Below are 11,769 nucleotides of genomic sequence, written 5' to 3'. Positions count from 1 at the left end.
CAAAATCCAGGTTGCTTAGCCAATTTTATCCCAGGCCCCGAACTCGCTTGATAATCTGCTCAGACAAGTGATTCGGAACCACTTCGTAACTGTGAAACTGCATCGTATAGTTAGCCCGTCCCTGGGTTGCCGAGCGCAGGTCGGTCGAATAGCCGAACATCTCTGACAAAGGTACTCTGGCCCGCATAACCCTAAGGTCTCCCCCCAGGCTGTCGTTGCCGATAATCGCCGCCCGGCGGCTGTTGAGGTCGGCAATGACCTCCCCCATAAAATTCTCGGGGACGGTGACCTCAACTGCCATCAGCGGTTCCAGCAACACCGGCGACGCCGCCAACAGGCCTTGTCGGCAGGCCATATTGGCCGCCACCCCGAAGGCCTGAGGGGTCGACTCGTCTTCGTGGCAAGAGCCGCCTACCAGGGCCACCTCCAGGTCGATCAGAGGAAAGCCCAGCAAAACCCCGGAGGTCATGCTGTCTTCCACCGACTTGGCGACTGCGGCCACCAAAGCCGGAGGAATGGTCTCCTCATCAACCCGGCTGATGAAACTGAATCCAGCCCCGCGCTCCAGGGGAACTAACTCCAGCATCACATGGGCATACTGCGCTTTGCCGCCCGGGGTGGGCTGATCAAATTTGGCTTCGGCCCGGGAGGTGGCGGAAATGCTCTCTTTATATGCCACCTGAGGCCGACCGACATTGACCCCAACTTTAAATTCCCGGAGAAGGCGGTCGGTGATAATCTCCAGGTGCAACTCGCCCATCCCGGCGATAATGGTCTGCCCGGTATCAGGGTCGATGCGCACCCGGAACGAGGGATCTTCCACCGCTAAACGCTCCAGGGTGGCGGCCAGCTTTTCCTCGTCCGCCTTGCCCTTGGGCTCGATAGCCACGCTGATCACCGACTCGGGAAACTCCATCAGGTCCAGAACAAAGAAATCACCCGATTCACAGAGGGTATCCCCAGTGGTGGTGAACTTGAGGCCAACCACCGCCCCGATTTCACCGGCCTGCAACTCCTTGACTTCTTCACGCTTATTGGAGTGCATGCGCAAAATCCGCCCGACTTTTTCCTGCTTGCGCTTAAGCGGGTTATAGACCTTGCCACCTACCTTCAACACCCCGGAATAGACCCGAACATATGCCAGGTTATCCACAAACGGATCGGAAGTGATCTTGAAGGCCAGGGCACCGAGCTTTTCGTCCAGCCCAACCTTGCGGGTCTCTTCCTCCCCATCCTGGTTGACTCCATGCACCGGAGGCATGTCCAAAGGCGAAGGCAGATAATGTATCACTGCATCAAGCAGAGGCTGCACGCCTTTATTTTTAAAAGCGCTGCCACACAGCACCGGCACCACCTGTAATTTCAGGGTGGCGACGCGGATTGCATGATACAGTTCGGCGGCCGTGAACGGTTGTTCGTCCAGGAATTTCTCCATGACCCCATCATCGAAGTCGGCCAACTTCTCGATCAGGGCCATACGTGCGGCCGTAGAATCTTCTTGCAGATCAGCAGGGATCGGTTCTTCCTGAACCTTGGCCCCCTGCGAAGCCTCATCAAAAAGCAGCATCTTCTCATTTACGAGATCGATGACGCCATGAAATTTTTCTTCATGACCCACCGGCAGTTGCAGCAAAAGCGGGACCGCCTGCAGCCGGTCGATCATCATCCGCAGGCAGCGCTCATGGTCGGCACCGCTGCGATCCATCTTGTTGATAAAGGCAACGCGTGGCACACGGTAGCTGTCCGCCTGCCGCCAAACCGTCTCCGACTGTGGCTCAACGCCGCCTACGGCACAAAAAACGGCCACCGCTCCATCAAGCACCCGCAGGCAACGTTCAACCTCGACGGTGAAATCGACATGCCCAGGCGTATCAATGATGTTGATGCGATGGTCTCGCCAAGTGCAAGTGGTGGCGGCGGAGGTAATGGTAATGCCGCGTTCCTGCTCCTGTTCCATCCAGTCCATGATGGCGTTACCATCGTGGACTTCACCCATTTTGTGCGAGCGACCGGTGTAGAACAGGATGCGCTCGGTGGTTGTGGTTTTGCCGGCATCAATATGGGCCATGATGCCTATGTTGCGCAACCGCGCTAAATCATCTTCTACCGCCACGGCGCTTTCTCCTTGACCATAAGACCCCGTCCATCGAGGCCTGCAAAAAAGGGCGTATTTAACCTGCTCACCCCTTGTTTGTCAAGGAAAAGAAGGCTACCAGCGGTAGTGAGCAAAGGCCTTGTTGGCCTCGGCCATCCGATGGGTATCTTCTTTTTTCTTCACTGCCGCACCGCGGTTTTGGAAAGCATCGGCCAGTTCCGCCGCCAGCTTTTCCGCCATGGACTTACCGGGGCGCTGCCGGGCAAAGCCCACCAGCCAGCGAAAGGCCAAGGCATTGCGTCGCTCGGGCCGCACTTCCACGGGGACCTGATACGTAGCGCCACCAACCCGGCGGGACTTCACCTCAAGGCGTGGTCGGATATGGTCAACAGCGCCTTCAAAGACTTCAACCGGCGAAGCTTCTTTGATTCGTGACTCAAGCAAATCCATGGCATCGTAGAAAATGGTACGGGCAGTATTTTTCTTGCCATTGAGCATCATCCGGTTGATAAATTTAGACACCATCACCGAATTAAAGCGCGGATCGGGATCAACCGGTCTTTTGGGAACAACTCTGCGTCTCGGCATTGCTAACTTCTCCTATCTCACTTGGGCCGCTTGGCGCCGTATTTGGAACGACCCTGCTTACGATTGGCCACGCCGAGGGTATCCAGGGTGCCACGCACCACATGATAACGAACACCGGGAAGGTCCTTGACCCGGCCACCGCGAATAAGCACCACCGAGTGCTCCTGCAGGTTGTGGCCGATACCCGGAATATATGAGGTTACCTCAATCCCATTGGTCAACCGCACCCTGGCCACCTTCCGCAAAGCGGAGTTGGGCTTCTTCGGGGTGGTGGTATAAACCCGCACGCACACGCCCCGTTTCTGGGGGCAGGCCTTCATGGCCGGGGTATTGGTCTTCTTGACCCGTTTCTTCCGGCCCTGACGGACCAGCTGATTAATAGTAGGCATTACAAGCAACTCCTGAATTGTTTCGTAGCCGAACATTCACTCGCCCGAAAGCGGGAAAACGGCATGTTTACCCGAAGCGACCGCCGTTGTCAATCAAATATTGCAACCAACGCCGGGATCGACAAGCTCAAAAATTTTTTGCTCAAGGGTGCAAAAGCAAAAACCGAGCTGCAAGGCGAGTAAACGCACGTCAGTGCCGCAGGTTGCGGCAAGCGGACCGGCGCCGCGTACACCAGTACGCAAGCCGGGTCCGATCGCCGCAAGATGCGGTGCTGCCGTGCGTTTACTCTTCGATGGCGTAGCGTTCGACGCCGGTCCCGGCCGGAATCAGCCGGCCCATGATAACGTTTTCCTTAAGGCCATTGAGCAGGTCGATCTTACCGGCCATGGCGGCGTTAGTCAGCACCTTGGTAGTCTCTTGAAAGGAGGCCGCCGATATGAAGCTATCGGTGGACAGCGAGGCCTTGGTGACCCCCAGCAGCACCGGTTCGGCGGTGGCCGGACGGGCTCCTTCGGTAAGCAGCTTTTCGTTTTCCTGGTTAAACCGCCACCACTCCACATGCTCACCCAGCATAAAGGTGGAATCGCCGACACTGGTGATCTGTACCCGGCGCAACATCTGGCGGACAATTACCTCGATGTGCTTGTCGTTGATTTTCACCCCCTGCAGGCGATAGACCTCCTGCACCTCGTTAACCAGGAACTTGGCCAGTTCCTTGACCCCCATAACCCGGAGGATATCGTTGGGGTCAGGAGATCCGTCCATAAGGGGTTCACCGGCCTTGACGTAGTCGCCCTCGTGGACAATGACGTGCTTACCTTTGGGGATAAGGTACTCCTTGGGTTCACCCACTTCCGGGGTAATGACCACCCGTTTTTTCCCTTTGAGATCCTTACCGTAACTGACCTGGCCGTCGATCTCGCTGATCACCGCGTATTCCTTGGGTTTACGCACCTCAAAAAGCTCGGCAACCCGTGGCAAACCACCGGTAATGTCCTTGGTTTTGGTGGTTTCCCGAGGGATCTTGCCCATGATGGTACCAGGCTGAACCTCGTCATCTTCCTTGACCCCGATGATGGTGCCCACCGGCAAAGAATAACGGGCAGGAGTGCCGGTCTTGGGAAGCTTGGCGGTTTTACCGCTTTCATCCTTGAGCGTGATCCGCGGATTGTGCTGCCCGGCCCGGGACTGGGTAATTGCCATACTGGCCTTACCGGTTACCGGGTCCACCCGCTCCTGCATGGTGACCCCTTCGATGATGTCACCGAATTTGATTCGGCCGCCGATTTCACTGACCACCGGAATGGTGTAGGGATCCCATTCGGCGATCTGGGTGTCGGGCGCCACCTCGGTGTCCTCATCGACATAAAGGTTGGCCCCATAGTTGATATGATAGCGCTCACGCTCCCTACCCTTGGGCCCGATAATCGCCACCTCGCCATTGCGGGTCATGACCACCAAGTGGCCAGCGGCGTTTCTTACCGTATGCATATTGATGAACTTGGTCGTGCCGCCGTGACGGGCCCGGACTTCTGCCTGCTCGGCGGACCGGCTGGCGGTACCACCGATATGGAAGGTACGCATGGTCAACTGGGTGCCGGGTTCGCCGATGGACTGGGCGGCGATGATGCCCACCGCCTCGCCGATATTGACCATGTGCCCGCGGCCCAAGTCGCGGCCGTAGCATAGGCTGCAGACCCCACGATGGGACTTGCAGGTCAGTACCGAGCGAATCAGTACCCGGTCAATGCCGGCCTCATCAATGACAGCCACCTTGTCTTCGGTTATTTCCCCGTTGGCCTCAACAATGGTATCACCGCTGAAGGGATCAACAATGTCGTCCAGAGCCACCCGGCCCAGGATACGGTCACCAACCGGCTGAATCACCTCGCCTCCCTCTATCAGGGCCTCGATGACAATGCCGTCCAGAGTGCCACAGTCCCGTTCCACAATGGTGGCGTCCTGGGCGACATCCACCAGGCGACGGGTGAGATAACCGGAGTTGGCGGTCTTCAGCGCCGTATCGGCCAGACCCTTACGGGCACCGTGGGTGGAGGTGAAATATTCCAGTACGCTCAGCCCTTCACGGAAGTTGGCCTTAATGGGGGTTTCAATAATCTCCCCGGAGGGTTTGGCCATCAGGCCCCGCATGCCGGCCAGCTGCTTGATCTGGTCGCGACTGCCCCGGGCGCCGGAGTCGGCCATGATGAAGATGGAGTTAAAACTGGGTTGCTCCACCAGTTTCTTGTCCTTGTCCCGCAGGTACTCCACCTTCATCTCGTCCATCATGTCGTTGGCCACCTGGTCGGTGGTGCGGGACCAGATATCCACCACCTTATTGTACTTCTCGCCGGGAGTGATCAGACCATCACGGTACTGCTGGTCAACGTCTAGTACCTGGGCTTCAGCTTTTTCCAGCAGTTCATCCTTGCTCACCGGAATCTTCATATCGTTGAGGCAGATGGAAATCGCCGCCCGAGTTGAGTATTCATACCCCATGTCTTTGAGCCGATCGGCCAGAATAACCGTGGCCTTAGTGCCGGCATGGCGGTAGGAGTAGTCGATAAGTTTGGCCAGCTGCTTCTTGCCCAGGTTCTGGTTAACCAGAGAAAAAGGCAGCCCGGCGGGCAACAGTTCTCCCACCAGTATACGACCAGGGGTGGTATCCATCAGCTTACCATCCACCCGCACCTTGACCCGAGCCTGCAAATGTACCTCGCTGAAATCATAAGCCAGGCTGACCTCGCCGGGCGAGCTGAAGGTTTTCCCCTCGCCCCTGGCAAAATAACGCTCCCGAGTGAGATAATAAAGCCCCAGGACGATATCCTGAGAGGGAATGATGATGGGCTCCCCGTTGGCCGGCGAGAGGATGTTGTTGGTGGACATCATCAGCACCCTGGCCTCCATCTGGGCCTCCACCGTCAGCGGTACATGCACCGCCATCTGGTCACCGTCAAAGTCAGCGTTAAAGGCGGTACAGACCAAGGGGTGAAGCTGAATGGCCTTGCCTTCCACCAGGATCGGCTCAAAGGCCTGCATACCCAAACGGTGCAAAGTGGGCGCCCGGTTGAGGATCACCGGATATTCGCTGACCACTTCATCCAATACGTCCCATACCTCCTTGGTACCCTTTTCCACCATTTTACGAGCACTTTTAATGGTGGTAACCAGCCCTTTGGCCTCCAGGCGGTTGTAAATAAAGGGTTTGAACAACTCCAGTGCCATCTTTTTTGGCAAACCGCACTGGTGCAGCCGCAGGTGGGGGCCGACCACGATCACGCTCCGACCCGAGTAATCCACCCGTTTACCAAGCAGGTTCTGCCGGAAACGGCCTTGCTTGCCCTTGAGCATATCGGAAAGTGATTTCAGTGGTCGCTTATTGGGTCCGGTGATCACCTTCCCCCGTCGACCGTTGTCAAAGAGTACATCCACCGCTTCCTGCAGCATCCGCTTTTCGTTGCGGATGATAATTTCCGGCGCATCGAGCTCCAGCAGTCGCTTTAAGCGATTATTACGGTTAATGACCCGACGGTAGAGATCGTTGAGATCGGAGGTCGCAAAGCGCCCTCCTTCCAGGGGTACCAGCGGTCGGAGATCAGGCGGCAGCACCGGAATCACTTCCAGGATCATCCACTCAGGCCGGTTGCCCGACTCCAGGAAAGCCTCAGTAACGTTGAGACGTTTGGCCAGTTTCTTGCGTTTAGCCTCGGAACCGGTTTCCCGCATCTCGGTGCGCAGTTGCTTGGACAGCTCGCCCAGGTCGATGGCCGACAGCATTTCCCGCACCGCCGCCGCCCCGATCCCGACCTTGAACTTGTCCGGGAAAGCTTCCCGGGACTGGCGGTAATCCTCCTCACTGAGCAAGCTGCCGGCCGTAATGGAAGGCTCACTGGAACTGATGACCACGTATGAGTCAAAGTACAAAACCTTTTCCAACTCTTTCAGGGTCATATCAAGCAGGTTGCCGATCTTGCTGGGCAGGCTCTTGAGGAACCAGATGTGAGCCACCGGCGCGGCCAACTGGATATGCCCCATCCGTTCACGGCGCACCTTGGACTGGATCACCTCCACTCCGCATTTCTCGCAGACCACGCCGCGGTGTTTCATCCGCTTGTACTTGCCGCAGTTACATTCATAATCCTTCACCGGCCCGAATATCTTGGCGCAGAACAGCCCGTCGCGCTCGGGCTTAAAGGTACGATAGTTGATGGTTTCCGGCTTTTTGACCTCGCCGTGGGACCAATCCCGGATTTTTTCCGGACTGGCAGTGGCGATGCGTACAGCCTTGAATTTTGTCGGTGATTTCGGTTTGGCGAAAAAGCTGAAAAGTTCTTCCACGGCAACACCCTTCTATCTATTTAAAGAGACCCCGACTTCAGGTCGAAAACATCTTTCCCGGACCGGTTTTTACTGCTCTTTTTCTTTTTCCTTAACAGGGGGCAGTTCGTCCAGCAGTTCCATGTCCAGGCAAAGGCCTTGCAACTCCTTGACCAGGACGTGGAATGATTCTGGTAAACCCGCCTCCAGGAAGTTGTTGCCCTTGACGATGCGCTCATACATCCTGGTCCGGCCGGTGACGTCGTCGGACTTGACGGTGAGGAACTCCTGCAGGGTGTAAGCCGCCCCGTAAGCCTCCATGGCCCAGACTTCCATCTCACCCAGCCGCTGACCGCCGAACTGCGCCTTGCCGCCCAGCGGCTGCTGGGTTACCAGCGAGTAAGGTCCGGTGGAGCGGGCATGAATCTTGTCATCCACCAGGTGGTGGAGTTTCAGCATGTACATGGCGCCAACGGTGACCTGGTTCTCAAATTTTTCACCGGTCAGCCCGTCATAAAGATCAAGCTGGCCGATCTCATCCAGGCCGGCCTCCACCAGCAGCCGTCGGATCTCGTCTTCTCTGGCCCCGTCGAAGACCGGGGTGGCCATGTGCAGACCGGTACCCATACGGGAAGCCAGATCAAGCAGATCATCATCGCTCAATCCGGCCAGCAGTTGCTCGTATTCTTCCTTGCTGTAGACCGTCGCCAGCTTCTTCTTGACCGCCTTAATATCCCGGGCTTCGGCCAGGAGCTGCACCTGTTCGCCCAGCTTCTTGGCGGCCAGGCCCAGGTGAATCTCAAGCAGCTGCCCCACATTCATCCGCGAGGGTACCCCCAGGGGGTTAAGCACAATATCCACCGGGGTGCCATCGTCAAAGTAAGGCATGTCCTCTTCCGGCAGAATGCGGGAAACCACACCCTTGTTGCCGTGGCGGCCGGCCATCTTGTCTCCCACCGCCAGTTTACGCTTGATGGCGAGGTAGACCTTGACCATTCTGATCACCCCAGGCGGCAGATCATCACCCTTCTGCAGCCGTGAGATCCTGGCTTCATAGCGGCCACGTACCACCTTCACCTGGCTTTCATGGCGATCAAAGAGCAGATTGATCTCCCCTTCCAGGCTATCCCGCCCGGCGTAATCTAGTTTCTTGATTTCCGATGGACTCAGTTTTTCAAGAACCTCCCTGGTGATTTTTTTATCCTTGGCCAGCAGTTCTTCGCCTTTGCGATTTTTGACCGCACTCTTGACTTTTTTACCCACCAGCAGGTCGGCCAGGCCGTTGCGCACACTGCGGGCCAGGAGATTCAGTTCATCTTCAAGGTCACGCTCCAGGGCTTTAATCTCAGCCTCCTCGATGGCCAGGCTGCGCTCGTCCTTTTCCACCCCTTTGCGGGAGAAGACCTTGGCATCCACCACCACTCCCTCGACGCCCGGCGGTACCCGCAACGAGGTATCCTTTACATCGCCGGCTTTTTCGCCGAAAATCGCCCGCAGCAGTTTTTCCTCCGGTGAGAGTTGGGTCTCACCTTTGGGGGTAATCTTACCCACCAGGATATCCCCGGCCTTAATCTCGGCGCCGACCCGCACAATTCCCGACTCATCAAGGTTGCGCAGAGCTTCCTCGCTGACGTTGGGAATATCCCGGGTAACCTCCTCCTTGCCCAGCTTGGTGTCCCGGGCCACGGTTTCAAACACTTCAATGTGAAAAGAAGTGTAGGTGTCATTTTTCAGCAGCCGTTCGTTGACCAGGATGGAGTCTTCGTAGTTATAACCCCGCCAGGGCATGAAGGCGACGGTGACATTCTTGGCCAGGGCCAGTTCACCATGGTCGCAGGCCGGGCCATCAGCCAGGATATCACCTTTATTGACCCGCAAGCCTGGTTCCACCAGGGGACGCTGAGTAAAACAGGTGTTCTGGTTGGATTTCTTGTATTTTTCCAGCCGATAAATGCCGATGCCGGTGGTGAAGCCATCGGTGCCGGGCTCATCGTAGCGGACCACAATACGGTTGGCATCAACCTCTTCCACCACCCCGTCACCGCCGGCCAGCAGGCAGACCCCGGAATCACGAGCCACGGCGGCTTCCAGGCCGGTGCCCACCAGAGGCGCCTCGGAACGCAGCAACGGTACCCCCTGGCGCTGCATGTTGGACCCCATCAGGGCCCGGTTGGCGTCATCGTTTTCCAGAAAGGGCACCAGAGAGGCACCGACACTCACCAGTTGATTGGGAGAAACGTCCATGTAGGTTACTTCATCGGCAATACTGATCATAACCTCGCCGCCCTGACGGGCAATCAACGGGCCTTCGACCAGTTTGTTCTTGCCGTCGGTGGCGGTGCGGGCCGGAGCAATGACCTGATCTTCTTCACCAAGGGCGGTCATGTAGTCAATCTGGTTGGTGATCTTTCGGTTTTCCACCTTCCGGTAAGGGGTTTCAATAAAACCATACTCATTTACCCGGGCATAGGATGCCAGGGAGACAATGAGGCCGATGTTGGGACCTTCCGGGGTCTCCACCGGGCAGATCCGGCCATAATGGGTGGGATGCACGTCGCGCACCTCAAAACCGGCCCGTTCCCGAGAAAGTCCTCCAGGCCCCAGGGCGCTCAATCGCCGCTTGTGGGTAACCTCCGATAGCGGGTTGGTCTGATCCATGAATTGGGAGAGCTGGCTGGTCCCGAAAAACTCCTTGATCGCGGCGGTGATCGGCTTGGGATTGATCAGGTCGTGGGGCATCAGGCTCTCCACTTCCTGGAGGCTCATCCTCTCCTTGATGGCCCGCTCCATGCGCACCAGACCCATGCGGTACTGGTTTTCCACCAGTTCACCAACGGTGCGCACCCGGCGGTTACCCAGGTGATCGATGTCATCAATGGGCCCCTGGCTGTCCTTGAGCCGCACCAGGTGCAGCACCGACAGCATGATATCCTCCACGGTCAGGGTGCGGATATTGATATCGGTATCAATCCCCAAGCGGGCATTCAACTTAAATCGGCCCACCACCGACAGGTCGTAAAGTTCCGGGCTGAAAAAGAGATTGTTAAAGAAACTTTCCGCCACTTCCGGAGTAGGCGGGCTGCTGGGCCGTAAACGACGGTAAAGTTCGATCAGGGCGTCTTCCCGGTTTTCTACCCGGTCCAGGGCCAGAGTTTTACGGAAGGCATCGCTGATCTTGATGCCATCGATCAACAGGATATCAAAGTTTTTAATTCCAGCGGCAACGATTTCCTCCAGCATGGTTTCGGTCAATTCGGTGTTGACCGGAATCATCACTTCGCCGGTTTCAGGATTGATGATCGGACCAACGGTAACCTTGCCCACCAGATCGGCGGTCTCAATTTCAAGCCCGGTAACTCCGGCATCGGCAATCTTGCGGGCCAGGGCCTTGCCTACCTTGCGGCCCTTGCGGGCCAGCACTTCACCATCGGCAGGGCTGATCAAGTCATGGGGCAGGCGTTGGCCCACCATGGTTTCTGGGTCAAATCCTTTTTTTAATTTGCCATCCTCGATGCTAACCGACTCGGTCTGGTAGAAGTAACGCAGCAACTCCTCGCTGCTGTAGCCCAGGGCCTTGAGCAGAGTGGTAACCGGAAATTTGCGCCGCCGGTCGATGCGGACATAGAGAATATCTTTGGCATCAAACTCCAGATCAACCCAAGAGCCCCGCACCGGGATGATCCGAGCGGAATAAAGCAGTTTGCCGCCAGCATGGGTCTTACCGCCGTCATGGGTATAAAACAACCCCGGCGAGCGCTGCAGCTGGCTGACAATAACCCGCTCGGTGCCGTTGACCACAAACACCCCGGCCTTGGTCATCAGCGGGATGCTGCCAAGATAGACCGACTGTTCCTTGATGTCCCTGATACTCTGGGCTCCGCTGTCGGGATCGGTGTCGTAGGTCACCAGACGCACCGTCATTTTAACCGGCACCTCATAGGTCAACCCGCGCTGAATGCACTCTTCGACGGTATACTTAGGTTCCCCAAAAGTATAGTTGACAAATTCCAGGGAACAGGCATCTTTAAAGTCCTTGATGGGAAAAACGCTTTTAAAGATCCCCTGCAGGCCTTCGTCAAGGCGTTGTTCCGGGGGAGTTTCCATCTGCAGAAACTTTTCAAAGGAACGGCTCTGCATCTCAATAAGATGCGGCTTTTCAACAATCGCCCTGGTTTTGGCAAAATTCTTGCGGATTCGTCTGATCATCTGCATTCAGAAATACCCTCGTGTTTTGTTGAGAGCTGGATATGGAGGTTGCCGCACTGTTTCCGCGACAACTCTTGCGGGCAAGAGCAATAAACGAAAAACGCAACAACGCCGCCGGGCTTTCAACCCTGCAGCGTTGCTGCTGATCGTTGCTGTTCCGGGGGTTCCGGAGC

General features: G+C 56.8%; 5 protein-coding genes. All 5 read right to left on the bottom strand.

Annotated elements, in window-relative coordinates; translation table 11 throughout:
• Window positions 1-25 precede the first annotated feature (25 nt).
• The 5 genes from fusA to rpoB all read right to left on the bottom strand — a co-directional run bounded on the left by fusA (window position 26) and on the right by rpoB (window position 11,602).
• A complete protein-coding gene (fusA, locus tag P0N66_RS00605) occupies window positions 26-2,113 on the bottom strand; it encodes an elongation factor G (protein WP_275802012.1) in 2,088 nt (695 codons plus the stop codon).
• Between the two features lie 96 nt (window positions 2,114-2,209).
• Window positions 2,210-2,683 (bottom strand): 30S ribosomal protein S7, encoded by a 474-nt coding sequence (rpsG, locus tag P0N66_RS00600; RefSeq protein ID WP_275802011.1) that lies wholly within the window; start codon window positions 2,681-2,683, stop codon window positions 2,210-2,212.
• 17 nt (window positions 2,684-2,700) lie between these two features.
• Window positions 2,701-3,072, bottom strand: a complete 372-nt coding sequence (gene rpsL / locus P0N66_RS00595) for a 30S ribosomal protein S12 (protein WP_013163680.1) — start codon at window positions 3,070-3,072, stop codon at window positions 2,701-2,703.
• A 283-nt stretch (window positions 3,073-3,355) separates the two neighbouring features.
• On the bottom strand, window positions 3,356-7,411 hold the full coding sequence (rpoC, locus tag P0N66_RS00590) for a DNA-directed RNA polymerase subunit beta' (RefSeq protein WP_275802010.1): 4,056 nt from the start codon (window positions 7,409-7,411) through the stop codon (window positions 3,356-3,358).
• A 69-nt stretch (window positions 7,412-7,480) separates the two neighbouring features.
• Window positions 7,481-11,602, bottom strand: a complete 4,122-nt coding sequence (rpoB, locus tag P0N66_RS00585) for a DNA-directed RNA polymerase subunit beta (RefSeq protein ID WP_275802009.1) — start codon at window positions 11,600-11,602, stop codon at window positions 7,481-7,483.
• Window positions 11,603-11,769: the final 167 nt, after the last annotated feature.

The sequence above is a fragment of the Desulfurivibrio dismutans genome (genome assembly GCF_029210385.1).
GTDB lineage: Bacteria > Desulfobacterota > Desulfobulbia > Desulfobulbales > Desulfurivibrionaceae > Desulfurivibrio > Desulfurivibrio dismutans.
Note: the sequence above shows the minus strand (reverse complement) of the source record. Positions and strands in the feature narration are given on the sequence as shown.